The organism is Roseibium sp. SCP15, from assembly GCF_040329435.1.
In the GTDB taxonomy this organism is placed as follows: Bacteria; Pseudomonadota; Alphaproteobacteria; order Rhizobiales; family Stappiaceae; genus Roseibium.
The window spans coordinates 228391-253862 of record NZ_JBDZYI010000001.1; the positions used below are offsets into that span (position 1 = coordinate 228391).

The window sequence follows — 25472 nt, forward strand, 5'->3', positions numbered from 1 at the left end:
GGCCAGGTGCCGGGGGGAGTTGCCGCAGGGACGATTAACATTAAATACAGTCGACCCGCCTTAATTTGACGCCAACTCTTTGGCAGGTAATGTATTCGGAGCAACAGAGGATCACACCGGATGAAGTGGTGGAAACGCACTGGCCGGCGCATGATGCTGCCCCTCACGACAATCGTCGGGCTGGGTTTCGGCGCGTTTGTTGCCATTGCCATTGGTCTGGTGTTGGGACTGTCGGTTTCCGCAAACTTCAGCAACACCTTTTCGCTGCTCAACGACAAGACAATCTTGAGCACGCAGGCGTTGGAAACACAGTTACGTACCCATTTCGCCTCCGTTGAAAATGCCGTTGTCGGGCTCAAGCCCTATTTCGATGATGGCACCATTGGCTTTGAAGACCCTGAGAGAACACTTGAGGACCTGTCGATTGCGCTGAAATCGAACAGCGACATTACAACCCTTCTGGTCATTGATGCTCAGGGACGCAGGCTGGGGATCTATCGGGCGACCAGCGGCAAGCTGTGGCGAATCGAGTCCGACGCACCGCCTCCCGGCATGGATGTGCAGGAAATACCGCAGATGGCTCCTGACAGCCCGCCAACCTGGGGCGCACTGGTTCGTCATGACGTCGGTGTGTTTGCAAATGTTTCGGTGCCGCTCGTTCACGATGGACAGTTCATCGGCACATTGACTGCTGCCAGCTCGATGGAAGATCTGACACACATCGTGTCGGCGCAGGACGAAGGGGTCGACAACACGGTGTTCATCCTGGCCGATGATGGTCAGGTGGTGATGCATTCCGATTCCGAACTGTTGCAGACCGGCGGGAACATCAAGGACAACCTGCCAAGTTCCTGGAAAACGCTGGGTGATCCCGTTCTGGCAGCCATGGACGAGGAGGAGCCGCTTGAAGAGTTCAAGAAGGCGGCCGAGCTTGGTGTGGATGTTTCATTCGTCGAGGCCAGCGGCGAAGAGTACGTCCTGATGAAAGCGAAGGTTGAAGGGTTCAGCGATCGCCCATGGACCATCGGGCAGTATTTCCTGAGCACAACGGTTTCCAGAGAGGTCAGGAGACTGGCCGGGTCGATGTTCGTTGGGCTCGGTGCGCTCATCGTTTCCGTGTTGATTGCGTTCTGGCTCGGGCGCCGTGTCGCTCGGCCGCTGAGAAATCTTGCCGTCCAGTCCCGTCGCGTCGGTACGCTGTCTCTCAATGAAGTCGAACCGTTGCCGCGCAGCCGGGTGGCTGAAATCGATCAGGTGGCGATTGCCTTCAACTCCATGGTTGAGGGTTTGAAAGCGATGAACACCTATGTACCGCGGACGCTTTTCATCAAGTTGATGCGCTTGGGTGGAAAGGATGCAGCAGAGGCCCGAGAAGCAGAGCTGACCATCCTGTTTACCGATATCGTCGGTTTTACCGCACTTTCCGAACACCTGAGCGCAGAGGAAACCGCCCGTCTGCTGAACGACCACTTTGCGATTCTGGTTGAGGCGGTCGAAGCGGAAGGAGGGACGGTCGACAAGTTCCTTGGTGATGGGATGCTCGCTTTCTGGGGCGCACCTGACGAAAGACCTGATCATGCGCAGGCAGCGGTCAAGACGGCTCGTCGGATTGCTGCGGCGCTGCATGAGGCAAACCAGCAAGCGAAAGCCGAGGGGCGGCCGGAAATGTCGCTTCGAATCGGTATTCATACAGGGCCTGCAGTTGTGGGCAATGTCGGCGCGCTTGACCGGTGGAACTACACGGTTGTTGGTGACACGGTGAATGCGGCCGAACGACTGCAGACGCTTGGCAAGGAAGCTGACGGCGATCCTGAAGTCACCATTCTTGCCAGTGCCAACACCGTTGCGAGACTGCCGGGTGAAGGGCATCTCAGGCCGGTCGGAAAGCACCATTTGCGCGGACGGCGGGAGCTTATGGAAGTGTTCTGGCTGGAGCCGTTTCCTGACAACAAGCCCCGGATCACTCCCGACGACGTGCCGGTGTCTGCCGCCGAATAGCCACGATATCCTGCTGCATATCGAAGCGAACAAGGAATATTTGTCGATGTGATATAGATCACAGATGCTTGGCGCCAATTTCTGCATTGCTATCGCCAGGCGAATTTGATTGTCTTTCTGTTGCAATAAGGGCTTAGTAAGGCTCATGCAGGCAATCCGTTTCGGGGAGGAAACGCACAGTGAATGTTCTCTCGATTGAGGGACTGACAGTAGATTTTGATACAGCTGAAGGCCGGGTCCGGGCCGTCGATGACGTTTCCTTCGTTGTCCCACAAAACCGGACGGTCGCGCTTGTGGGTGAATCCGGGTCGGGCAAAACCGTAATTTCTCAAACGATCATGGGCCTTTTGCCCAATGCGGCGTCAATCACGTCCGGAAACGTGATCCTGGCAGATCCAAGCGGTGCGGAGCCTCCTGTCGACATTGCAGCGCTTGAGCGCAAGGGGCCGCAGATGCGCCACCTGCGCGGGAACCGCGTCGCGATCATCTTCCAGGAGCCGATGACCTCGCTGTCGCCGTTGCACACAATCGGTGACCAGATCGGCGAAGCTGCGCTCCTTCACCGAAACGTCTCAGGCGCTGAGGCGCGCGAGTTGACCAGGGAAATGTTGCGGCTGGTTCATTTTCCCGATCCTCAGCGGGCTCTGGATACCTATCCTTTCGAATTGTCAGGCGGGTTGCGCCAGCGCGCGATGATTGCCATGGCGATGATTTGCCGGCCAGCGCTGCTGATTGCAGATGAACCCACCACGGCACTGGATGTGACCATCCAGGCGGAGATTCTCAAGCTCATCAAGGAAGTTCAGTCCGAGCTTCACATGTCGGTGCTGATGATCACTCACGACTTCGGAGTGGTTGCCAACATGGCAGACGAAATCGCGGTGATCTATCATGGCCGCATCATGGAAAAGGGGACTGCACAGCAACTCTTTTCCAATCCGAAGCACGACTATCTGAAGGCGTTGCTGAACGCTGTGCCAAGCTTCCACATGGACAAGAATGAGCGGCTGGTTCCGATCCGTCCGATCAAACTCAAGTCCGAAGACCTCACCAGCAATCGTCCGCAATGCGTTGTTGCTCCTGGTGAGCCGCTCGTTGAAATGCGCGATGTGACCAAGCAGTTTACTTTGCGAAAGGGCTCTTTTCTCGGCACCAAGTCCAAATCCATGACTGCGTTGGATCAGGTCAACCTGACCATCAAACGCGGTGAATGCCTCGGCCTTGTGGGTGAATCCGGTTCAGGCAAGACAACCGCTGCTAAAGCCATCTTGCGGGCAATCAATGTGGAGGGGGGCGATATCCTCTACAATCGCGGCAAGGGCTTGGAGAATATCACCGATCTCAAAGGCCCTGCACTGATGGATTACAGGCGCCGGGTGCAGCTGATCTTCCAGGATCCGTTTTCCTCGCTCAATCCACGCATGACCATCAACGACACCTTGATGGAGCCGTTTGAAGTTCACGGCATCGGCACACCACAGGAACGGGCTGAGCGCGTACGAAACCTGATGAGCCTCGTCGGACTGGATCCGCGCTTCCTGCGTCGGTACCCGCACTCGTTTTCTGGCGGGCAAAGGCAACGGATCGGAATTGCGCGCGCCCTGGCGCTTAATCCTGAATTCATATTGTGTGATGAGCCAACGTCCGCGTTGGATGTTTCGGTCCAGGCGCAGATCTTGAACCTGCTGCAGGATCTGAAGCGCGACCTCAACCTTACCTATCTCTTCGTGAGCCACAACCTTGCTGTGGTCGATTATGTCGCCGACCGGATTGCAGTGATGTGCCGTGGGCGCCTGGTGGAAATCGGAGAGACCCGCACAGTGGTCGGTAATCCACTCCATCCTTATACCAAGGCGCTGCTATCCGCCGTTCCGGAGCCGGATCTGTCAGCGCCACTCGATTTTGCCGCACTTGATGACAAGAGAGCATCGGAGCCGCAACTTTGGCCGGAACCGTTTAGGCTGATCGACGGCATGGACCCGTCGCTCGTAGAAATGGAACCGGGTCACTTTGTCTGTGCACCTGGCCTGCAGAACGCCGGGGTACTTGAGGGGACAGCAGCATGAAAACTCTAACTTCACTGAAGGTCGGCCTGTTTTTGGCAGCGACCATGTTGGCGGGGCCTCTGGCCGCGCTGGAACTCAAGGAGACCCCCGGTCTGGACGCTTCCTTGCCACCCGTGGCAGAGCGTGTTCCAACCGAGCCCCTGGTTGTTGATCTGGAAGCCAAGGGACGTACGGTGGGCAAACCCGGCGGCTCGCTCGATACCTTGATCGGTCGTGCCAAGGATGTGCGACTGATCAACGTCTGGGGTTATGCCCGCCTCGTCGGCTACAACGAAACACTGGAACTGGTTCCGGACATTCTGGAGAGTGTGGAAGTCGAAGACGGCCGTATCTTCACTTTGAATACGCGCGAAGGGCACAAATGGTCGGATGGCCATCCATTCGGCGCAGAAGACATCCGTTACTATTTCGAAGACGTGGTAAGCAATGAAAAGCTGACCCCATCAGGCTTGCCCCCGTTTCTGGAAGTGAACGGCAAAGGACCAAAGTTTGAGGTCCTTGATGACACAACGGTACGCTTCACTTGGGACGAGCCCAACCCGCTTTTCCTGCCCGAACTGGCAAAGTCACGGCCGCCCTTCATCTATCGTCCTGCACATTACCTGAAGCAGTTCCACGAGAAATACGGCGATCCGAAGTTGATCGAAAAGGAAGCGAAGAAGGTAAAGGCACGCAGCTGGGCACCTTTGCACGGCAAGAAGGACGACATGTACAATGCACGCAACGTCGACTTGCCGACGTTGCAGCCCTGGGTGCGCAAGCGGGACGACAGCGACCTGCGTTTCATTCTGGAGAGAAATCCGTATTACCACCGCGTCGACAGCACCGGGCAGCAGCTGCCTTATATCGATCAGGTTGTGATGACCGTTGCCGATGGGAAACTGATCCCGGCAAAGGCTCAGGCTGGTGAAAGCAACCTCCAGGCACGCAATCTCAGCTTTTCCGACATCACTGTGCTGAAGAAGGGGGAAAAGCAAAACGACTATGTTACTGCGTTGTGGTCGAACACCAAGGGTTCGGAAATATCAATTCTGCCGAACATGACGGTCAAGGATCCAGTCTGGCGCGAGCTGCTTCGCGACACCCGCTTCCGGCACGCTCTGTCACTCGGCATCGATCGCAATCTTCTGAACCGGGTTCTGTTCTTTGGTCTGGGAACACCGGGCAATGACACGGTTCTGTCAGCGAGCCCGCTCTACAAGGCCGAATACACAACCAAGTGGGCCGAGTTCGACCCGGAAAAGGCCAATGCTCTGCTGGACGAAATCGGTCTGACCGAGCGCAACGATGAAGGCATCAGGCTGCTGCCCGATGGCCGGCCGCTGGAAATTATCGTGGAGACCGCAGGTGAACAGCAGGTGCAGGAAGATGCCCTGGAGCTGGTCACCGAGATGTGGCGCGAAATCGGCATCAAGCTCTTCGCCAAACCGAGCCAGCGCGACAACCTTCGTGAACGGGCGATTACCGGTCAGCTTGTCATGTCTGTGTGGTCAGGATTTGAAAACGGCATCCCGACTTCCGAAATGCCGCCGGAAGATCTGGCACCGGTGCGCGGAGACTCGTTGTCCTGGCACGCCTGGGGTGACTACTACGAGACAGACGGCGAAGGTGGAGAAAAACCTGACTGGGCACCGGCAGAGCGTCTGATGGAACTCTACCAGGCCTGGCTGGTTTCCAGGACACCGGAAGAGCGGGCGAAGATCTGGGAAGAAATGCTGCAGATCCATGCTGATGAAACCATCCACATCGGACTGGTTTCCGGTGTCCGCCAGCCGGTTGTTGTCAAAAATGTCGATAATGTTCCGCTGGAGGGTATTTACGGATGGGATCCAGGCGCGCATTTTGGCATTCATCGCATGGATGAATTTTACATGGCAAAATAAGCCAGGAAACGGTCCCGGAATGCCCAGGAGAAAAGATGGCTGACCGATTGGAGATGACATCTGATCTGATCGAATATGTTTGCCGCCAGGGCACCCGGGAATCTGTCTCTTTGGAAAAACTCCGCCGGCGCACGCAGGCTCTTCCGGAAGCTTATATGCGTGTGCCGCAGGAACAGGGCCAACTGCTTCATTTTCTGATCAAGAGCCTGAATGCGAAAAAGGTCATGGAACTTGGTGTTTTCACCGGTCACAGCACGCTCTGGATGGCTTCGGCCCTGCCTGAAGACAACCGGGTGGTTAAATCGATGTTGCCGTTTTCTGACGGTCTGACTCTCGTATTGAAAGCAACATAATATTAAAACGGCAGTCGACCTCTTGTTCGGAGTGAAATAGTCCGTATTACGGTAAGAATAGGGGCAAAGGGGAGTTTAGGTGCTCTATTATATTATCCGTCGGATATTGACGATGATCCCAACCTTGTTGGTGATCAGCTTTTTGACGTTCTTCATTATCGAACTTCCGACGGGCGACTACATTACCAACCAGATTGCAGCACTGAAGGCTACCGGTGAACAATCCTCCATCGCCAAACTGGAATTCCTGCGCAAGGAGTTCTCGCTCGATCGGCCGTTTTTCGAGCGCTACCTGATCTGGGTAGGTTTGTGGCCCGGTCCGCATGGCCTCGACGGGCTTCTGCAGGGCAACTGGGGTTGGTCATTTGAATTCGACAAGCCAGTCGATCAGGTCATTGGACCGACCCTGCCTTTGACCGTTGTGTTGAACTTTGCAACGATTCTGTTCGTTTACGTTGTAGCGTTCCCGATCGGGATCTATTCCGCAACACGCCAGTATTCCTGGGGGGATTACGGCTTTACCTTCCTCGGCTATATCGGCCTTGCAACACCAAACTTCCTGCTCGCGCTCATACTGCTTTATCTGTTCAATCGCTGGTTCGGCTTGTCCGTTGGCGGCCTGATGGCGCCTGAATATATCGATCAGCCTTGGAGCGTGGACAAAGCGTTGTCCGTTTTGGCGCATCTGATTGTGCCCACCATCGTCATCGGAACCTCCGGAACCGCAGCAATGATCAGGCGATTGCGTGCCAACCTTCTCGATGAACTGCACAAGCAATACGTGACGACGGGGCGAGCCAAGGGACTGAAGGAAGGGCAGCTTCTGGTGAAATATCCGCTTCGCATGGCGATCAACCCCTTCATTGCTGATATCGGCAACCTGATCCCGTCGCTTGTTTCAGGGTCGGTGATTGTGTCGGTGGTGATGAGCTTGCCGACCGTCGGTCCGGTCCTCTTGTCGGCCCTGCAATCCCAGGACCAGTTCCTTGCCGGTTTCATTTTGTTGTTCGTTGCTGTCCTGACGCTTATCGGCATGTTGATATCCGATCTTCTGCTGGCGGTTCTTGATCCTCGTATTCGTCTTGGCGGGAGGGCCTCGTCATGAGCATGGATATGAAGGACACACCGACGCGCACCGTCGAGCACTACGTCGATCCGACGCCGTTCAACCCGACTGTTGCAGAAAAGATGACGCCGGAGCAGGAGCGCTATTACCAAGCGTCGCAATGGAAGATCATGTGGTGGAAATTCAAGCGCCACAAGGTTGCGGTCTGGTCAGGGGTTATTCTGATCCTTTTCTATCTCTGTGTGCCTTTCGCAGAGCAGATCGCGCCGTACACGGCAAACCAGCGTGACAGTCTCCATCTTTATGCCCCGCCACAACCGGTACATTTCTTCCATGAAGGACAGTTTGTCGGCCCATTTGTCTATGGCATGAATTCGGAAATCGACATGGAGACCCTTCAATGGGTGTTCAAGAACGATCCGAACAAGGTTCAGAAGATCCGCTTCTTCTGTCGTGGTTCCGATTACAAGTTCTGGGGGCTTTTCACCTCAAACGTTCATCTGTTCTGTCCGGCCAAGGGGGGGACGCTCTTCCTGCTGGGAACGGATCGGTTGGGCCGGGACCAGTTCTCCGGTCTGGTCTATGGCGCCCGGTTGTCTCTTACTGTCGGTCTTGTGGGCGTGACCATCTCCATTGTGCTCGGGCTCTTCTTCGGAGGTATCGCGGGGTACTTCGGCGGCATTCTCGACAGCGCGATCCAGCGCATGATCGAGATCCTGAGGTCCATGCCTGAACTGCCGCTCTGGATGGCCCTGTCGGCGGCATTGCCGGTGACCTGGAGTCCAGTCTGGATCTATTTCGGTCTCACGATCATCCTCGGATTGCTCGATTGGCCCGGCTTGGCACGCGCCGTGCGATCAAAGCTTCTCTCGCTACGAGAGGAGGAGTACGCAAAAGCCGCCGTTCTTATGGGAGCAAAGCCCGGACGCGTGATCGGACGGCATCTGCTGCCCGGCTTCACCAGTCACATCATCGCCTCGGCAACCCTGTCGATCCCCTCGATGATCCTTGGCGAAACGGCGCTGTCATATCTGAATCTGGGCCTGCGCCGTCCATCTGTCTCTTGGGGAGTTCTCTTGAACGAGGCTCAGAACATTTCCGTGGTGACGGTCTATCCCTGGCTTATGGCGCCGGTGGTTCCGATCATCATTGTGGTTCTTGCCTTTAATTTCCTGGGGGATGGTTTGCGCGACGCCGCCGATCCATATAAGTGATAACCGGAATTCGGAAATTGTTCGGCGGGCCGTTTCGGCCCGTCTTTGCTGTTAGGAAATCATCATGTCGAAGAACGCTTCCACCGCTGCAGGCTGGGATGAGGAATATGAAGCCGGTCGCTGGGCTTTCTTGCGCTCTCTGCCGGAAAGCGGCCGTTACGGCATCATCGGCATGTGGCTCTCCCTGACGGAGACCATGGATGAAGTGCTGGATATCGGCTGCGGGGAAGGGCTTCTGTACGAGCGGCTACAGCCGATGGGTGTCAAGCGGTATGTCGGCATGGATCTGTCACCGGCATCGCTCGAGATCGCCAATGTGGACCCGGCCATCGCTGCGCTACGGGCAGGGGACATGCACACGTTCGAGCCGAAGGAAGGCGAGACATTCTCGGCCATCGTTTTCAACGAGGTTCTGCACTTTGCCGATGACCCAGCTGCAGTTGTCAGCCGCTACGTTCCCTTCCTTAAACAGGATGGTGTCATCGCCCTTTCCATGTATTCCCCGAAAAAGCCTGAGTCGGGCGCCAACAAACTGATTGCCAGCCTTTGGGACGCAACGGATGACGAAAGCAAATGGGAAGTGCTGGACGACTATCGTCTGGTTTCGGACAAGAAGGGCGTGACCTGGCGCATGCGACTGGTGAAACCGGTCAGGTAAGGCAGCACATTGGGCAATATCCTTTGGATGCATTGCCGTTAGCCAAGTTCAAGAGAGGGGCTGACTGGATAATACAGTCAGCCCCTCTCTTGTTTAAAACAGCGGTTCAACGCCTCGGTCGTTCTTAACCAGGCAACACCACTATCGTTGATTTGCCGCCCTTGTTGCGAAGGGCGTGGATGTCGGCCAGCTCAGGATCTTCCCGCCAGGCTTTTGCCGCGTCAGCTGTCGGGAAAGACAGAAGCGCGGTGATGTCCGGAGCATCATTTGCAGCTTCCAGAACGAGAGGGGCCGGATCAGCTGCAACCAGCTGGCCTCCATGCTTGGCAAGCGCTTCCGCTGCCTTTTCCCGGTAAGCCCCCAGAACGTCCTTGTCGGTTACGGTAATCATTGCAATAGCTTGAACAGGCATCTTGAATCTCCTTGTGATGAGATGCCATGACGCTAACCGAATATGCGACTGCGAATAATTCTTCAATTTCGAAACAGGGATGTGCAAAAATGCACATGCTATGGACAATTGGGATGACTTGAAATTCGTATTGGCCGTCGCCAAGGCGGGTGGTCTGGCCAAGGCGGCCAGGGGGCTGGGGGTGACGCACTCGACCGTGTCGCGACGTTTGTCGGCTCTGGAGGAACGCCTGGGCACGCGTCTCTTTGAACGGATGCCAGAGGGTTTTGTCCCGACGGCTGCGGGCGAGCAGGCGGTGATTGCGGCCAAGCGTGTTGAGGCGGAAGTTCTGGCTCTCGACACACGTATCACCGCACAGGATGCAGAACTGGAAGGCCCCTTGCGTGTAACGGCGGCGCAATTGCTGTTCCAGGTGCAGTTGGCGGAAATCATGCAGCAGTTTTCCGAACGGCATCCGCGAATAGAACTGGAGATGATTGCGGCGAACGAAAAACTGAGCCTTCACCGGCGAGAGGCAGATGTTGCGGTCAGGGTGACCGATACGCCGGATGAAACCCTGTTCGGTCGCCTGGCATGCGGTCAGAACCGTACCTATTACATGTCCAGGGAGTTTGCCCGCAGGACCCGAGAAGTCATGGACGTCAGCCATGGCGCGGCGCCTCTTGCCTGCGTAACGTTCAAATGGTGGGGAGAAGGGGTGCCGAAGGAGATCAGCTCCCGTTATCCTGAAGCCTACATTGCCCTTGTTGCTGACGACATGATTGCCTTGCAGGCGGCCGTGAAGGCCGGAATGGGTGTCGGCCGACTGCCGTGTTTCCTGGGTGATCCGGATCCGGATCTGGTCCGGGTTTCGGGTTTCGAACCCTCCCGGTATTTCGACATCTGGATCCTGACACACCCCGATCTGAAAAACGTTGCGCGGATCCGAACCTTCATGCGTTTCGCGGCAGAAGCCTTCAAGGCCAAAAGTGGCCTCTATTTGGGGCAATAGTACAAGGCCAGTCCACTGGACGGTGTGCTGACACCGAAGTTTCGCGTGCTGGTGGCGCTGAGAAACGACCGAAGTTTCAGGAAAACCGGAGACATCGATGACGGATACAGATTTGCCGGTTGGGGCGAGGCGGGGCACGGCCCAACTCGCTTCATGCTATGCGAGAATGAGAACCTTTCAGGAGGAACGCGCCCGCAAACTGCTTGAACTTGCGGCAGCAAGGCCGGGTGAAGTTGCGCTGGACATTGGCTGCGGTACCGGAGAGCAAACGTGCGACCTTGCACGGCGCCTTATGCCGAACGGAGAGCTTGTTGCCATTGACCCTGATCTTTCACGCATTGAAATTGCCCGCCAGAACGCGGCGGACCAGAGACTGGATGTCACTTTTCGTCAGGCAAGAGGCGAAGACCTGGGTGCGCTGCAGTCGGATTGGTTCGACCTGATCTATTCCAGCTACGCCATTCACTGGATAACCGATATGCCGGCCTTTCTGACAGAAGCAAACAGGGTCCTGAAACCTGAAGGCCGCATGGTGTTCGAGTGTGTTGGAGAGCCTCCTGCAAAGATCGTCGACCTGATCGCGCTGATGCCGGATTTTGCAGAGATCATGCAGGAAAATACGTTCCAGTCCGATGAGACCTGGCGAAGCCAGATCGGGGCGGCCGACTTCGTGATCGAGCAGCTTGATTGGTCGATGCTCGCGCTTGAGTTTGCAGACTTGACGGCAATGCTGGATTGGACTGAAGCGACTTCTCACGGAGCCTTTCGGCGGGAATTGTTGACCGAGGAGCAAATGACCGAAATCTGGCAGCGCTATCCTTCGGATATCATCGTGCCTTTCGAAGCGTTGCGCGGGGTGTTGCGAAAGGGGCTCTGCTAAATCCAGCGGCGCACGCGTTTCCGATAACGGTCATAGGCTTCTCCAAAAATGTTCTGCAGAGCTTCTTCTTCCGGTTTGATCTGGAACTCCGTCATATACCAGACGAATGCCGGGACAATTATCACGGCTGCCAATGTGCCTGAATAAAATGACATGGCCAGCAGCAGGCAAAGCACGCCAAGATACATCGGGTTGCGCGTGAAACGATAAACGCCTGCTGTCACCAGCGCGGTTGCGGCCTTCGGCTTTCGCGGATCAACAGTCGTCTTGTTGCGCAAAAAAGAGAGAACTGCCTGCCCCCCAAAAACGATGCCCGCGAGAACAAGCAAAACGGAGAGTGCTGCTTGAGCAGGGACGTCGACACGGATCTGCGGCAACAAGGTATCAGCCAGGAAAATCAGGGCCACACTGACTGCAAAAATGAGAGGCGGTGGTACTTTCAGACGCATGCCACCTTACGACCGATCGAGAATGATCGGTTCTCCGTGAGGTGTTGCCCGGGCTGCCTCATCCCAGGCCTCCTTGAGTTCGGAAAGCTGGTTGGCAGCCGCAACGTTCTTCGCACTCAGCAGCTTCTCAAAAGCGTTGAGCCAGTGATCGTAATAGTCCAGCGTTTCTCCGCTGCCGTCGCCGTCCTTTGCAAGTTCAGCCCCCAGTGTCTCTGCCCATTCATTCCATTTGAACATGCCGGCTTCATGGGCCTTGAGCGTCATGGCAAACACCCGCGCCTCCCACGGTGCGCTGAAGACCGGTCCACCATCCTGATCGAGCGGCAGCCTGGGTGTCGATTGAACGTCTTCATGCAAGGTCAAGGTAGGGCTCCCAAAGGTCGATGCGTAACTTCAGTTTTGGATCGCTGTCAGGGCCCCAAATGTCGGTGCCTTTGAAGACAACACCATAAAGCCATGTCGGCTGCTCGCCTTTGCCATGTGCATTCGCGTCAGGAAACACGTGCACGCCGTGTATGGCCTCGATCTCGCCAACCGTGTCGCGAGCATAACGGGGGAGGCGGGTGTGATGTTCGGGATGCATCCGTTTGGTGCGGACCTTGTCGCCAACCTTGAATTTGGCCGGTTGCTGTTCCGGGCGATCAACCGGACCACCCTTTGCCAATATGCCGGCAACGTCTTCAGCTTTCATGACACGCTTGACCGGTGCCGCCGGTGACAAAGCGTGGCCTTGCTTGAGCTCTTCCTGTGTCACGAGCCCGTTTTCCACGACCAGCTTTTCAAGGCCCATCGTCCAGATCTTGTAGTAGCTGGAGGAAAGATAGTCGGCAGGCGGCAGCGTTTCACGGGCGAAGCGTGAGGCATCCAGGGTCCAGCTGCCGGTGGCTCCCATGGCAAGGGTCACAGCGAAGGCGCGCTCTTCCCAGTCGGCATGGAAGTTGGGTTCGTTTTCTTCCAGCTCGATGGGGCCGAAACCCATCTGGCCGCCAAGATCCTGCGCTCCGTTCATGCTGCATTCTCCCGACGAGAGGGTTCAAGCGCCAGACCTGTTCCGATCATGCTGTCGCGGGTGACCAGTTCTGCAAGCTTTTCTTCACTCCAGCCATCCGTTCCTTCAGGGCGACGAGGGATGACCAGATAGCGAACTTCTGCCGTGGAATCCCAGACTCTGATCTCAGTGTCGTCGGGCAGCGTTACGTCAAACTCGGTCAGAACACCACGCGGATCGCGCACAGCACGCGAGCGATAGGGTGCGGATTTGTACCAGACAGGCGGGAGGCCAAGCACGGTCCATGGGTAGCAGGAGCACAATGTGCAAACGACCATGTTGTGCGTGTCGGCAGTGTTTTCGACAGCCACCATGTGTTCTCCCTGGCGGCCGGTGAACCCCAATTCGGCGATTGCCGCGGTGGCATCGCTCATCAGGCGCTCATGATACTCGGGGTCTGTCCAGGCCTTGGCAACCACCCGCGCACCGTTTTTCGGGCCGATCTTGGTTTCATAGGTTTCAATCAGTTCGTCCAGGGCAGGAGGGTCGATATAGCCCTTCTCCGTCAGCAGCGTTTCCAGCGCCCTTACGCGCAGTTCGATGTCGGACAGTTCCGAATGATCGTGGTCATGATCGTGGGACATGAAAGCTCCTGAAATGTGCGGAGCCTCATATGACGTGCTGACTTTAAACCTGTCAAATCAAACAATTGCGTGTCCTGCCACCTGGCAGCTGATGCCTTTCAAAGTCTCGGAATTGCTGGTCCGGACCCAACCCGGCAGCAGACGAACGGCTACGTAGTAATAATTAGTTACATGTGTAACCAATTGACCTTTGCTGACGCGCTGTGCTAGCTTGCCAATATAGTTACAGATGTAACTAATTTGGAGGAGCGCACATATGAAAATCGAACAGATGCATCACGTCGCCTATCGCTGCAAGGACGCCAAGGAAACGGTCGAGTGGTACGGCAAAATGCTGAACATGGATTTCGTCCTGGCGATTGCAGAGGACCATGTGCCTTCCACCCACGAGCCTGACCCTTACATGCACATCTTCCTGGATGCGGGGAACGACAATGTGCTCGCCTTCTTCGAGCTGCCGACCAAGGCCGAAATGGGGTTTGATCCCAACACACCGCGCTGGGTGCAGCATATCGCGTTCAAGGTGAAGGATCGGGACGAGCTTATCGCCTTCAAGGACCATCTTGAGGCAAATGGCGTCGAAGTGCTCGGTGTGACCGATCACTCGATTTTCCATTCCATCTATTTCTTCGACCCCAACGGTCACCGGGTCGAGTTGGCCTGTCCGGATCCGAAGGAAGAAGAGCTCCTTGCCAAGCTGGACGACGTGAAATGGCAAATGCTTGAAGAATGGTCGAAGACCAAGAGAGCACCGAAACATGCCGAGTGGCTGCACGCCAAAGAACTGGCAGATGTGTAAGCGCGACGAGTGCGTGCGCTGCGGCAAGTGCAGCGTAATCGAAGATCTCGCATCAGGGCTGGGAGGAGAGCTTGATGTTTCAAACCTACCAATATCCGGAATTCGACTACCGGCAATCGGAAGAGCAGCGGACAGGAACGGTAAAGCGCCATCCGATGGTGGTGATCGGCGCCGGGCCGATTGGGTTGACCGCCGCGCTTGATTTTGCGCAGCGTGGCATTCCCACAATCGTCATTGATGACAACAACACCGTCTCCATTGGGTCCAGGGCGGTCTGTTACGCCAAGCGCCCCCTCGAAATCTGGGACCGGTTGGGATGCGGCGAGCGGATGGTCGACAAGGGGATCAAGTGGAAGATCGGCAAGGTCTTCTTCCAGGACGATCTTACCTACACTTTCGATCTGCTGCCCGAGGATGGCCACAAGATTCCGGCTTTCATAAATCTCCAGCAGTATTACCTGGAGGAGTACATGGTCGAGGAGTGCGAGAAATCGAACCTCATCGACCTGCGTTGGAAGCACAAGCTGATCAACCTGACCCAGATTGATGATGGAGTGTCGCTGACTGTGGAAACACCCGATGGTGTCTTCACTATGGAGGCTGATTGGGTGCTTGCCTGCGATGGCGCCAACTCCGATACCCGCAAGATGGTAGGTGCTGGTTTCTCCGGGCAATTCTTTCAGGACCGTTTCCTGATCGCCGACATCATCATGAAGGCGGATTTCCCGACCGAGCGCTGGTTCTGGTTCGATCCGCCTTTCCATCGTGGTCAGTCGGCTCTTCTCCACAAGCAGTGTGACGATGTCTGGCGGTTGGACTTCCAGCTTGGCTGGGACTCCGACCCTGAAGAGGAAAAGAAACCGGAAAAAATCATTCCGCGCGTCAAGGCTATGCTCGGCGAGGACACGGAGTTCGAGCTGGAATGGGCGTCCGTTTATCAGTTCGCCTGCCGCCGGATCGATAACTTCCGCTATGGCCGGGTGCTCTTTGCTGGAGATGCAGCCCACCAGGTGTCTCCCTTCGGCGCCCGTGGCGCAAACACCGGCGTTCAGGATATCGACAATCTGGCCTGGAAGCTGAAACTTGTGATGGACGGCGAAGCTCCGGAAAGCCTGATCGACAGCTATCATGAAGAGCGGGCATTCGCGGCAGACGACAATTTGTTGAATTCGACCCGGTCTACCGATTTCATCACGCCCAAGAGCGAGGCTTCGCGCCGCTTCCGCGATGCGGTTCTGGATCTTTCCGAAGTCAGTGACTTCGCCAAGCCATTGGTGAATTCCGGGCGTTTGTCCGCTCCGACGCCTTACGTGGAAAGTTCGCTCAACACGGCGGATGAAGACGATTTTTCCGGCGTGATGACACCGGGCACATGCTGTGCGGACGCACCGATCAGGGTCGGGGGCGAGGATGCGTGGTTCCTCAATCAGATCGGGGACGGCTTTGCATTGCTCGTGTTCGGTGACGACGAAGCGGAAGACATCGAATCCGGAAACATCAAGGCTCGTGTTCTGCGTGTCGGCAAGGACATCGATGATGCGGACGGTTTGCTTGCTGATCGCTACGACGGCAAACCGGGCACTGTCTACCTGATCCGCCCGGATCAGCATGTCGCCGCGCGTTGGCGTAATTTCAACGACAACAAGGTGCAAGCCGCGATGAAAACCGCGATAGGAGCTGCGTGAACCGATGCCTCTCAATCTGAAACCCAATCTCGATGATCCCGATGGCTTCTATGAGCATCTCGTTTCCAGCCAGCGTCACATGAGCGATGACGAGGCCAACCGAATGAACACGCGGTTGATCCTGATCCTGTCCAACCAGATTGGAGACATGGAGACTTTGAAGGCCGCAATTGATCTTGCAGCTGATCCCAAGCCCAAGGCGGCCTGAGCAATGGGCGGCTTCGGCCGCCCATTTCCTTGAGCGCCTATCCGTTGGCATTTGTTCTGTCTCGCCGACGAACACGTGAGAGCATTGCCGGACCGGATCCGGCAATGACGAGCGGGTATGAAGACAGCTTTGTCTTTTTGTTCCCCTGATCAGCAGCGGATGCGGGCCATCGAATAGGCATCCACGTATTCACCATTGCGGAACCCGAACGAGCGTAACGTGCCTTCGATCTCGAAACCGGCGCGCTCATAAAGCCTGATTGCCGGCACATTGTCGGTGAACACGGTCAGCTCGAGGCGCCGAATATTCATCCAGTTGTCGGCCACTTCCAGCAATTCCGACATCAGCGCACGCCCGATCCCGCGCCCTGTGTAGTCGTCGTGAACGCCAATTCCCATTATGGCAGCGTGGATGCGCCGTCCGGAGAACCGCGTAAAACCCGCACTCGCGACAATGATCCCGTCTTGAACCGCGACCAAAGAAACGACCTCTCCCGACCTGTTTTCAATTTGGCTTTTGACGTCTTTTTCGCGCGGATAAGGCATACGCATCGTTCCGGCCCGAAAGCCGGGCATGTTCTGCAACGCGGTGATCGCTTCCGCGTCGGCGGGCGATTCAGCGCGGATGTGCAGTCCTTCAGGCCAGGATCGGGCGCTCGATGCGGCTTCGCTGTCGGATGGCGGAATTCTCTCGGATATCATACCGGCTCTCTTCGGGTTGTTCGAAAGAGCAGGGTCTGCTTGCAATCCCTGCTCCTCGAAGCAGGGGTGCAATGGTGATCAGGTCAGATGTTTGCCCATGACGACCATGCCGCGTCCCCTGCAGGAACGACGGTATGTGTGGTCATAAGAGTGGTCATCTGAAAGTTGATCATGCCGGGACATTCTCTCATGGCGAGCAGCTTGTCAAACCGAAATGTATCCAGTGAGAAGCCGAGATTGACATCCGGCAACCACCGGCACGAGCTGATTTCTCACGCAAACTCATAGTCAATTGCATCAAACGAGTCTGACGGAAATCCGTACGCGATTGAAAGGCCATCGCCATCTGCCACCACGCCATGTTCGGCATTCGGTGGAATGTAGATTGCCACACCCGGCTCGATCCGCAGGTCCTCGCCGTCAATCGTGACGGTTCCGGAACCTGTCAGACCGAAATAGAACTCTGCGGGCGCATGCCGGTGCCTGTTGAGGCAGCCACCAGGGTGAAAGCTTGCGACGCCGAAGACGAGACCGCTCGACGGTGTCTTGTTGGCACAAATCAGTGTTCGCCATTCAACCGAACCATAGGCTGGGTCGGTTCCGCCTTCCACGGCCTGATGGTCCACATGTTCGGCAAATCCACGTGGAAGACGGCAAAAGCCGTTGGTCACGATACCCTGGTGTGTGTCTTCAAGAACGTCGCTGATGTGCATGAGACCGTCTCCGTCCATTCGAGGTTCGACATCCGAATGTTGCTTTGGTGACTGGAAATTTCCTCGAAAGTCTGTCTTTGTGCAATATTGGAAAATCTCATGAATCTATACGCTGGAGTTATAGTATGAGTCGTCTGCCACCCTTCTCAAGCTTGCTCGCCTTTGACGCGGTCGCGCGGCACGGCACCTTGACCCGCGCCGCCCAGGAGCTGAACGTGTCCCAACCGGCGGTCAGTCGGCGCCTTGTCATGCTGGAAGACGATCTTGGCTGCAAGGTCATTGACCGAAGCTCCCGTCCCTTGAAATTAACCGCAGAAGGGCAGGAGCTCTATGATGTGCTGAGGTCAGGTCTGGCCAGGATTGAAGCTGTGATCGAGCGCTTGCGCGACGCAGCTGCAAGCGACAGCGTCAGTGTCAGCTGCGGGTCCGGCTTCGCGGCCTATTGGCTGATACCGCGCTTGCCTGAGCTGGAGCAGGCGCTGCCGGACACGTCCATCCAGATCATAAGTCAGGCGCATACGGATGATACCGCGACTTCGGACGTTCAGATCAGGTTCGGAGATGGCAACTGGCCGGGTCTGGAAGTGGGCGTTGTGCTTGGGGAGGACGTTTTTCCGGTCGCAAGCCCTGCCTTTGTCGAAAAGTCAGGCAAGCAGCTGACCGTGGACACTCTGAAAGCTGAACGTCTCTTGGGCCAGCATCGCGACGCCGGTGCCTGGTACAACTGGGAAACCTGGTTCGATGCAGTCGGATCTCCGGCGCGCTCCAAATTGCGAACGCTGGATTTCGACAGTTACGCGCTGATGGTCAACGCAGCGCTGGCGGGGCAGGGCGTGTGCCTTTGCTGGGCAGGTTTGCTGGACGTGTTTCTGGACAGTGGTGCATTGGTCAGGTTGACCGATGTTTCAGCGGGATCCGGCCGAGGATACTTCGTCACGTTTCGAGAGGAGGAAGCTCCGGATTCTCCTGTTCGACAGGTGGCGGAGTGGATGATTTCCAGCAGCACCTACACGGACAAATCCTGAGAAAGTGATTTGCCAGGCCGTACTGGGTTGACGCTACAAGGCGGCTGAACTGGGCAGGTCCAATTGTCCGATGAGCGTGACCGCCGGAGATTGAATTAGAATGGCTTCAAAAGCAGCAACAAGAATTGGCCTTGGCGGTGGATGCCATTGGTGCACTGAAGCCGTCTTTCAGTCGCTTGTCGGCGTGGAGAAAGTCGAGCAGGGTTTCATTCATTCCGACCCACCGGAAGACAGTTGGTCCGAGGCCGTGATTGTGACCTATGACCCTGACCTTATTCCGCTGGACGTTCTGATCGAGATCCATCTCAGGACCCACTCCAGCACCTCGCATCACAAGATGCGCGGAAAGTATCGCAGCGCGGTCTACGTCTTCGACGTCGAAACGGGCGAAAATGTCGACGGTATCTTGCGGGACCTGCAATCCGGGTTTGAAGAACCGCTCGTTACCAGGGTGCTTGCCTTTGCAGCCTTCAAACCGTCGGATGAACGTTTTCAGAACTACTACGCTACCGGTCCGGACCGCCCTTTTTGCAGGACCTATATCGATCCGAAGCTTGCAATGTTGCGAAGGGACTTTGGTCGTGTGCTGGATCCGACATTCCCAGTTCAGAGATGACACGCATGTGAGTTGGGCCGTTGCGAGCTACTGGATCCCGGATCTTCGCTTTGCTGCGTCCGGGATGACAACCTGGATGCGCTCGGAAAGGAGAGGCGGCTGGTGGACTTCAGCAACTGGAGGTGGTTGAGACGTGAGCGAAAAGAGGCGCTACGCTAAGGATGCGGCAATGGAAACCCATGCCGCACGGACAGCGCTTTCAGGATCCCATCCTTGTCATTGATGAAGCCCCCCTCTGCAAGAACCAGCACCGGAAGGCTCTGGTTGTCTTCACCCAGAAGGTCAACGATTTCCTGACGCGGCCGCGACCAGCCAATCCGTTTTACGTCCAGTTTTTGTGCAAGTTCCGGAAACGACGCAAGCACGCCTTCCATGAGTGCGCAGTGCCAACAGTAGAAAACTTTGTCGGGATAAGACGGGTCTTCAAAACCGGGCTCGAGCAGGTAGAGCGTGTCACGCAATTGAGTTTTCTTTCCGCGTTGGCTTGAGACTTGTTCATTTGGGAGAGTACTTTCAGAACAAATGCTAACTGAGCAAGCTGCATCTGTTTTCGAGCACATCTATCAGTTCGAAAATCGCCGCGAAGCAAAGGATTCCCGCCAATATTATTCCAAACGGAAGGCCAAAGAGGAATTTTGCCTTTGGGGACATAGGTTTTGCATAACCTGGATCATTCACGTCTTCCGGTCCCTCTCCCCACCAAATCTTTGGAGGAACCTCTTGTGAAAAATCGAAACCATTTCGAATGTAAAGAGCGAGTGAACGTGCAAACCAAACTATCTCGAAAGTGAAAATTGGAAGCAGAAACAAAACCATAATCGCTGGCACGAGTATTTTGTTGTCTTGAATGCAATCCATTGGGTTTCATCTCAAGTTGTCATTCTTTGGTTTAGCTTGGCTAGCACTCACTCAAATAGTCCCTTCACATCGGGCCACTCCGCACCTTCGTGATGGGCGGCAATTGACAGGAATTCTTCCAGGAAGTCGAAGCAGCCCTCGTCGTGTGCCAGATGATGTGTGAGCAGGCCCATGGGTTCATTGCGGATGTTACGACGGCGGGTGAGCTGCAGGTCAAAGCGCAGCCGCGCACTTTCCCAGCCAATGAAACGGACCTGCTTCTTCCATTTCAAGATGTCGATATGCGATTGGATTTGGTGATCGCGCGGGAAGTTGTGCCAGGTAAAGGTCGAAAGCCCGGGCAAGCCGATGTCCGGAAGACGACGGGATATCTCTGGGTCGATCCGGTTCCAAGGTGGCACCATGGCCGGAATGAACTTGCCGCCGAACAGAGTGTCCAACCGGGCTTTGCCGTCCGCGAGCTGCGCCATCAACTCCTCCGGATCACGGCGTGAACCGAGCTCGGCGGCCTTTTCGCGCTTTTCCTTCAGCTGAAAATTCTTGTGCTGCCAACCGTGCTGCAGAACCCAGGCATGCGGTTCATCGGCCAATCGGTCCGCCAGAGCTTCGGTCGCCTCTTTCGGGATGACAGCGAGCGCGATGTCGACATCGTGCTTATTGGCGATGGTCAGCATCCGGTCGAGCAGGGCGGTCGGTTCGATGGCATCGTCGTCCCGCCACCAGAACCGGACCTTTCTGCCGCGTTCGGCAAACCAGTCCAGATGAGAAGTCAGTTCGTCTTTGAAACGCTGCAGGTCGGCAGCAGAAGAAGGCGTAGTCAAGAAATCGCAATCCGGCTGGAAGTCATGGATGGGAGGCGGTGAAAAGGAAGTATGCGACGGTCGCGAAGATTTGGCCTGTCTCTCGCAGTCTGTCAATTGACCGTTGCCATTCCTGATTTTCCGTATCAGTGATCGCACCGGCTTCTTCGGCGTGAACTCCGAGGCTTTTGAAGTAGGTGGCCCCCAGATCCTGCTGAAAGATCAGGGCACGGGAATCGCACTTGATGTTCTGAAATCCGAGCTGCTCAAGCGCCGAGTTTAAAGGTCCCGGCAGCCAGCTTTGTTCCACGGCATGTGCAATTTCGTAATCGATGACCTTTCGCAAAAGCTCTCGATCGGCCACGTTGATCGTGATTGTCGAAAAGTCGGGCTCGATCAGGGCCAAATGACCGCCGGGTCTCAAGACGCGCCTCATTTCGGCAAGGACCGACTGAAAGTCCTTCAGATAGATCAGAAGGCGTTCCGCGCGAACACAGTCGAACGAAGCATCTTCAAAGGAAAGGTTGGTGGCGTCACCACTTTGGTACGTGACCCGGCAGCTCACCGCCTCCGCGCGGCGTCTTGCCTCCGCGATAAAGGCATCGCTTTTGTCGAGCCCGTTGACATGGCCCTCTGGCCCGACAAGCTGAGCGAGACGAACGGTTTCAAGGCCGAACCCGCAACCGATGTCCAACACGGATTTTCCGTTGGCTATGCCACCGCGTTGGCGCGCAATTTCCTTCAACTCCCGAAGCTGGGGGATCGCATCGAATGCTTCCAGCATGGCAACATAGTCCGAAGTGTCAGCCAGATTGTTCAGCGCTTTGAAGTTGCGAAGTTCCATCGACACTCTGCCTTTTTCGGAGGAAACGGACTGCGTCGCAATCCTGTCGACGCAGGATGGATCAAACGATCCGATCCTGCAAATCGTGCAGCAGAAGGTCGGCGCTTGTTTCGGCTCCGCCCAGTCTGACAGCGGCAGGCCTGCGAGCCAGGGAAAGGGCGTCGTCTACGGCTGCCGCGAGCCGTTCGGGTGACAGTCCGGCCTCGTGTGCAACGGTGGCACGTCCGTGCGCGGCAAGAGCTTCTGCGCGTTGGGTCTGCTCGGTCTCGTTTGCTTGCGCAAATGGCACAAGGACGGCCGGCACACCGGCGATCAGGATATCCAGCACCGTATTGTATCCAGCCTGGCTCACTGAAAGCCGCGCGCGTTTCAACAATTCGGGAAAATCGCGCCGAGCCCTCTCTACAACAATGCCTTCACCGGTGCTCTTCGAATAGATGGCGAATGCATCTTCGGATATGTCGTGACCGATCAGCACGCGCCAGATTGCGTCTTCCGCGCGGCGAGACAGGGGCCGCGCTTCCAGTGCAGCTGAGAGCAGGTTTTCCGCCACGGCACCGCCGCCACAGGAAATGATGACTTCATCTTCCCCGTCCATCCCTTCAACTTGCGGCCGGGTTTTTCCGTTCACATATCCGGTGTAGCGCACCAGATGATCTACCCGTTCGGCGAAGGGAAAACTGTCGGAGAGCTGGATGAACTCCGGATCGGAGTGAACCAGAACGCGGTCGTAATATTTCAGCGCCTGATCCGCCATCCATTCCTCTTTCCAGAGCTCTTTCTTGCGCACAAGAATGTCACGAATGGAGGTCGCGATTAGCGGAGATCTTGGCCTGGACTTTGCGGCTTCGAGAAGCGGTGTCAGTTCAAAGTCGAGTTGACGGCGGCCAAAAGGGTAGGTCTCCGTCAGCAGGAGATCGTAATCCTCTGTTTCAAACGCTTGAATCGATGCTTTAACGCGCGCCGTTTTCCAAGCATCATCAATGTCTTGGTTGTCCAGCGTGACAAGATGCTTGAAATTCGCGTCTGGGCTTTTGCACGCTGGAAGCTCGATGACCTTGAGTGGGCCGGTGTCCAGTGTCGGGGGGATCTTGTTGCCGCTGGCAAGCGTAACTTCAACACCGCGTGCCGCCAGTGCTTTGCCGATGGCAGCTGCGCGCACAACATGTCCGGTGCCGAGAAGGTGCTGCACGTGAATGAAGGCCTTGAAACTCATGCCTCTTGCGCCTCGGTACGATGGCGGTGGTTTGTGATCGCCTTTTGCGCGAGGGCGGAAAGCCGTTTTGCCCCGGCAGCCAAGGTGTGATTGCTTTCAATGTGGCTGGAGGCGGCCCGTCCCATCTGGTCCGCCATACCCGGAGTGCTTATGAAACGTTTCAGGTTTTCAGCGAACGCCTCCGCATCTCCTTCCGACGACAACAGGCCTGTTACACCATCCTTGACGATGTCCGGCACGCCAAATGTGTCTCCTGCAATGACAGCAGTACCTGCAGCCTGTGCTTCCAGAAAAACCAGCCCAAATGCTTCCCTGATGGCAGGCCAGACAAGTAGATCGTGGCTTGCGTATTGCGCAGCAAGGTCTTCCGGCGAAAGTGCTCCCATCCAGTTTATCCGGTCTGGTTGAAAGAGACTCAGAACGTGGTCCTTATTGGGACCATCACCGATGATCGTGAGATGCCAGGGCAGATCCTGAAGCAGCAAGAGCGCCTTCGCCAGAACTTCGTATGATCCGGTCTTGTCGCCTTCGCGCATCATGCCGACTGCGAGCAGCTTGAGCGGTGTCTGCGCCTGCCGACGTTTTGGAACTGCTGCCTGTTGATACGGTGCTGCATCCAGAAACGGCAGGACGACGTCGAGACGATCGGGTGGCACGACCGCGCGCAGGCACTCAGCGTCGGCATTATGGATGGCGGCAACGGCATCCGCCCGGTTCAGTGCCTCATCGGCGGCGGCAAATCCGAATGACCAGTTGCCGGTTTTGCGCTTGGGAGCACGGCTTGCCTCAATGATCGCGTAAGGCAATGCAAACCGGTTTGCGAGGGAAGGGCCGATCCAGTCGGGAGCCTTGTGATAAAGGTGATAGGTCAGGAAGAGGTCGGGCCTGTATTGGTCCTTCTGCCATTCTTCGGCAATGCGCTCTGCCTCCAGAAGCGCTTGCTGCTTCACTGCCCCTTGAATGTCATCGCTGCCTTGCTTGCGCCAGGAGCGGAAGTCGGTAGCCACCCGAACTGCATGGCCGGCGCTCTCCAGGGCCCGGACGATCAGCCTGCCCATGGTTCGATCACCGGACGGAACCGGGTGGTCGAGCGGCTTCATCGGAGCTGTGAAGGCGATTTTCATGTAAGTTCCCGAACGTCTGAGTCAGAGCACCTTACGAAACTTTGCCGCCAGACGGTCAAGTCCAGGGTCGGTGGAAAACTCGTTTCGAACCAACTCGGCAGCTGCAAGCCCGAGTGTGCGGCGTTGTTCGGGGTTTCTGATGAGCGTGTCCAGTGCGCCTGAGAGTTCCTCAGCGGCGCCGGGTTCAACCAGAATGCCTGTTTCCTTGTCCCTGATCAGCTCCGGGATCGCCGAAACCCGGGTGGAGAGGCAGCAGAGCCCCATAGATTGGGCCTCCATCAGGACATTCGGCAAACCGTCCCTGTCGCCGCTCTTTGCGAGCTTGGAAGGTAATACGAACAGGTCTGCCTGCTGGCATGTGGAAATGACCTCTTCGCGGGGCTGGGCGCCGCGCCAGGTAATCTTCTTGGAAAGTCCGAGCTCGTCTGCTTTGGATTTCAGAACATCCGACAACTCGCCGCCGCCGACATGTGTGAAGTGCCAGTTGAGGTCGACGGGAAGGTCTGCCAGCGCCGCCAGCAGGTCGTCATAGCCCTTCTTCTCCACTGCACGCCCGACCGAGACGATGCGAACCGGATCACCGCTGCCGTTACGCTGGGAAGTCGTGTCGGAGGGGAGAGGAAAACCGGAAAAATCGAGGCCGTGATAGAGCAGCTCGACCTTCTCCGGATCGTCCGCAAGGCCCTTCAGGTATTGCGCATTGACGCTTGTGCAGGTGACACCCCACGCAGCATCGTTGATCTTGGTCTTCAGGTCCCATTCCGGGCTTGTCCAGATGTCCTTGGCATGGGCCGAAAATGACCACTTCCTGCCCGCAAGATGCGCAGCGTAGCGGGCAGCCGAGCAAGGTGTGTGCAGATAATGGGTGTAGATCCACGTCACGTCTTCCGGAAGCTCGTGGGCGAAGACACAGCCCTGCGCCCACCTGCGTTGACGGTCCGCGTTCGACTGGTGAGCGAAATCGGCATCGAACAAGGCCTTTGCTCCGTCGTAGGTCGGTTGGCTCTCCGCCCACCGTTTTGCACGGGCAACACGAGCCGGGTCGTCTTTCACATATTCCGGCAGGTACATGACTTCGGCGCTTATCTGGCGATGCACTTCGTGAATGTAGGGATCGTAGGGCTTGCGCAGCGCAACAATCAGAATGTCGATGCCGCGACGTTCAAGGCCGAGCATTTCCTGGGCGATAAAGGTTTCGGACAGGCGCGGGTAGCCTTTGACCACAACGGCGATACGGGACATCAAACAGCCCTTGAATAGAGAAGAGAAGCGGAAGGCGGT

General features: G+C 56.4%; 27 protein-coding genes. 14 read left to right on the top strand and 13 right to left on the bottom strand.

What is annotated here, in order from left to right:
• Window positions 1-120: 120 nt before the first annotated feature.
• The 7 genes from ABLO27_RS01055 to ABLO27_RS01085 all read left to right on the top strand — a co-directional run bounded on the left by ABLO27_RS01055 (window position 121) and on the right by ABLO27_RS01085 (window position 9238).
• The gene (locus ABLO27_RS01055; RefSeq protein WP_353029931.1) at window positions 121-1998 is read left to right on the top strand and encodes an adenylate/guanylate cyclase domain-containing protein; all 1878 of its coding nucleotides are present in this window, start codon (window positions 121-123) and stop codon (window positions 1996-1998) included.
• A 179-nt stretch (window positions 1999-2177) separates the two neighbouring features.
• Complete coding sequence (locus tag ABLO27_RS01060) at window positions 2178-4064, top strand: ABC transporter ATP-binding protein (RefSeq protein ID WP_353029932.1); 1887 nt, start codon at window positions 2178-2180, stop codon at window positions 4062-4064.
• Window positions 4061-5947 carry an ABC transporter substrate-binding protein gene (locus ABLO27_RS01065; RefSeq protein ID WP_417714733.1) on the top strand — a complete coding sequence of 629 codons (1887 nt, stop codon included), beginning with the start codon at window positions 4061-4063 and terminating at the stop codon, window positions 5945-5947. The genes ABLO27_RS01060 and ABLO27_RS01065 overlap by 4 nt, the downstream gene beginning before the upstream one ends.
• Window positions 5948-5982: 35 nt before the next feature.
• The gene (locus ABLO27_RS01070; protein WP_353029933.1) at window positions 5983-6300 is read left to right on the top strand and encodes a hypothetical protein; all 318 of its coding nucleotides are present in this window, start codon (window positions 5983-5985) and stop codon (window positions 6298-6300) included.
• 79 nt (window positions 6301-6379) lie between these two features.
• Window positions 6380-7405, top strand: a complete 1026-nt coding sequence (locus ABLO27_RS01075) for an ABC transporter permease (protein WP_353029934.1) — start codon at window positions 6380-6382, stop codon at window positions 7403-7405.
• Complete coding sequence (locus ABLO27_RS01080; protein ID WP_353029935.1) at window positions 7402-8580, top strand: ABC transporter permease; 1179 nt, start codon at window positions 7402-7404, stop codon at window positions 8578-8580. The genes ABLO27_RS01075 and ABLO27_RS01080 overlap by 4 nt, the downstream gene beginning before the upstream one ends.
• 64 nt (window positions 8581-8644) lie before the next feature.
• Window positions 8645-9238 carry a class I SAM-dependent methyltransferase gene (locus tag ABLO27_RS01085; RefSeq protein ID WP_353029936.1) on the top strand — a complete coding sequence of 198 codons (594 nt, stop codon included), beginning with the start codon at window positions 8645-8647 and terminating at the stop codon, window positions 9236-9238.
• Window positions 9239-9362: 124 nt separating this feature from the next.
• Here ABLO27_RS01085 and ABLO27_RS01090 read toward each other — a convergent pair whose 3' ends face one another.
• Window positions 9363-9650: a DUF1330 domain-containing protein gene (locus ABLO27_RS01090; protein ID WP_353029937.1), complete on the bottom strand. Its 288-nt coding sequence runs from the start codon at window positions 9648-9650 to the stop codon at window positions 9363-9365.
• 118 nt (window positions 9651-9768) lie between these two features.
• Between ABLO27_RS01090 and ABLO27_RS01095 the strand changes: the two genes are divergently transcribed.
• Both ABLO27_RS01095 and ABLO27_RS01100 read left to right on the top strand, forming a co-directional pair.
• Window positions 9769-10641, top strand: coding sequence for a LysR family transcriptional regulator (locus tag ABLO27_RS01095; protein ID WP_353029938.1), 873 nt, complete (start codon window positions 9769-9771; stop codon window positions 10639-10641).
• 97 nt (window positions 10642-10738) lie between these two features.
• On the top strand, window positions 10739-11521 hold the full coding sequence (locus ABLO27_RS01100) for a class I SAM-dependent methyltransferase (RefSeq protein WP_353029939.1): 783 nt from the start codon (window positions 10739-10741) through the stop codon (window positions 11519-11521).
• Here the strand turns inward: ABLO27_RS01100 and ABLO27_RS01105 are convergent.
• Genes ABLO27_RS01105 through nthA form a run of 4 tightly spaced genes read right to left on the bottom strand, consistent with a single transcriptional unit; the run spans window position 11518 to window position 13602 of the window.
• Window positions 11518-11970 (bottom strand): methyltransferase family protein, encoded by a 453-nt coding sequence (locus tag ABLO27_RS01105; protein WP_353029940.1) that lies wholly within the window; start codon window positions 11968-11970, stop codon window positions 11518-11520. The genes ABLO27_RS01100 and ABLO27_RS01105 overlap by 4 nt on opposite strands.
• Before the next feature lie 6 nt (window positions 11971-11976).
• Entirely contained in the window at window positions 11977-12333 is a 357-nt protein-coding gene (locus tag ABLO27_RS01110; RefSeq protein ID WP_353029941.1) for a nitrile hydratase accessory protein, read from the bottom strand.
• Window positions 12320-12979: a nitrile hydratase subunit beta gene (gene nthB, locus ABLO27_RS01115; RefSeq protein WP_353029942.1), complete on the bottom strand. Its 660-nt coding sequence runs from the start codon at window positions 12977-12979 to the stop codon at window positions 12320-12322. Before nthB ends, ABLO27_RS01110 begins: the two co-directional genes overlap by 14 nt.
• Window positions 12976-13602 (bottom strand): nitrile hydratase subunit alpha, encoded by a 627-nt coding sequence (gene nthA / locus ABLO27_RS01120; protein WP_353029943.1) that lies wholly within the window; start codon window positions 13600-13602, stop codon window positions 12976-12978. Before nthA ends, nthB begins: the two co-directional genes overlap by 4 nt.
• A 256-nt stretch (window positions 13603-13858) precedes the next feature.
• On the opposite strand from nthA, the gene ABLO27_RS01125 reads away from it, so the two are divergent.
• The 3 genes from ABLO27_RS01125 to ABLO27_RS01135 all read left to right on the top strand — a co-directional run bounded on the left by ABLO27_RS01125 (window position 13859) and on the right by ABLO27_RS01135 (window position 16294).
• Window positions 13859-14401: a VOC family protein gene (locus tag ABLO27_RS01125; RefSeq protein ID WP_353029944.1), complete on the top strand. Its 543-nt coding sequence runs from the start codon at window positions 13859-13861 to the stop codon at window positions 14399-14401.
• 74 nt (window positions 14402-14475) lie between these two features.
• Complete coding sequence (locus tag ABLO27_RS01130) at window positions 14476-16086, top strand: FAD-dependent oxidoreductase (protein WP_353029945.1); 1611 nt, start codon at window positions 14476-14478, stop codon at window positions 16084-16086.
• 4 nt (window positions 16087-16090) lie between these two features.
• Window positions 16091-16294, top strand: a complete 204-nt coding sequence (locus ABLO27_RS01135) for a DUF2783 domain-containing protein (protein WP_353029946.1) — start codon at window positions 16091-16093, stop codon at window positions 16292-16294.
• 149 nt (window positions 16295-16443) lie between these two features.
• On the opposite strand, the gene ABLO27_RS01140 is transcribed toward ABLO27_RS01135, so the two are convergent.
• Both ABLO27_RS01140 and ABLO27_RS01145 read right to left on the bottom strand, forming a co-directional pair.
• Window positions 16444-16995 (bottom strand): GNAT family N-acetyltransferase, encoded by a 552-nt coding sequence (locus tag ABLO27_RS01140; RefSeq protein WP_353029947.1) that lies wholly within the window; start codon window positions 16993-16995, stop codon window positions 16444-16446.
• 272 nt (window positions 16996-17267) lie between these two features.
• Window positions 17268-17708 carry a cupin domain-containing protein gene (locus ABLO27_RS01145; protein ID WP_353029948.1) on the bottom strand — a complete coding sequence of 147 codons (441 nt, stop codon included), beginning with the start codon at window positions 17706-17708 and terminating at the stop codon, window positions 17268-17270.
• Window positions 17709-17833: 125 nt separating this feature from the next.
• Between ABLO27_RS01145 and ABLO27_RS01150 the strand changes: the two genes are divergently transcribed.
• Window positions 17834-18733, top strand: a complete 900-nt coding sequence (locus tag ABLO27_RS01150; protein WP_353029949.1) for a LysR substrate-binding domain-containing protein — start codon at window positions 17834-17836, stop codon at window positions 18731-18733.
• A gap of 100 nt (window positions 18734-18833) precedes the next feature.
• Complete coding sequence (locus ABLO27_RS01155; protein ID WP_353029950.1) at window positions 18834-19349, top strand: peptide-methionine (S)-S-oxide reductase; 516 nt, start codon at window positions 18834-18836, stop codon at window positions 19347-19349.
• Window positions 19350-19504: 155 nt separating this feature from the next.
• Here ABLO27_RS01155 and ABLO27_RS01160 read toward each other — a convergent pair whose 3' ends face one another.
• The 6 genes from ABLO27_RS01160 to ABLO27_RS01185 all read right to left on the bottom strand — a co-directional run bounded on the left by ABLO27_RS01160 (window position 19505) and on the right by ABLO27_RS01185 (window position 25433).
• Entirely contained in the window at window positions 19505-19810 is a 306-nt protein-coding gene (locus ABLO27_RS01160; RefSeq protein WP_353029951.1) for a DUF3088 domain-containing protein, read from the bottom strand.
• Window positions 19811-20254: 444 nt separating this feature from the next.
• Window positions 20255-21028 carry a polysaccharide deacetylase family protein gene (locus ABLO27_RS01165; protein WP_353029952.1) on the bottom strand — a complete coding sequence of 258 codons (774 nt, stop codon included), beginning with the start codon at window positions 21026-21028 and terminating at the stop codon, window positions 20255-20257.
• A gap of 22 nt (window positions 21029-21050) precedes the next feature.
• A complete protein-coding gene (locus ABLO27_RS01170; protein ID WP_353029953.1) occupies window positions 21051-21851 on the bottom strand; it encodes a methyltransferase domain-containing protein in 801 nt (266 codons plus the stop codon).
• 61 nt (window positions 21852-21912) lie between these two features.
• Window positions 21913-23067 (bottom strand): glycosyltransferase family protein, encoded by a 1155-nt coding sequence (locus tag ABLO27_RS01175; RefSeq protein ID WP_353029954.1) that lies wholly within the window; start codon window positions 23065-23067, stop codon window positions 21913-21915.
• Window positions 23064-24191 (bottom strand): glycosyltransferase family 4 protein, encoded by a 1128-nt coding sequence (locus tag ABLO27_RS01180; RefSeq protein WP_353029955.1) that lies wholly within the window; start codon window positions 24189-24191, stop codon window positions 23064-23066. The genes ABLO27_RS01175 and ABLO27_RS01180 overlap by 4 nt, the downstream gene beginning before the upstream one ends.
• Window positions 24192-24212: 21 nt before the next feature.
• Window positions 24213-25433, bottom strand: a complete 1221-nt coding sequence (locus ABLO27_RS01185; RefSeq protein WP_353029956.1) for a glycosyltransferase family 4 protein — start codon at window positions 25431-25433, stop codon at window positions 24213-24215.
• Window positions 25434-25472 lie beyond the last annotated feature (39 nt).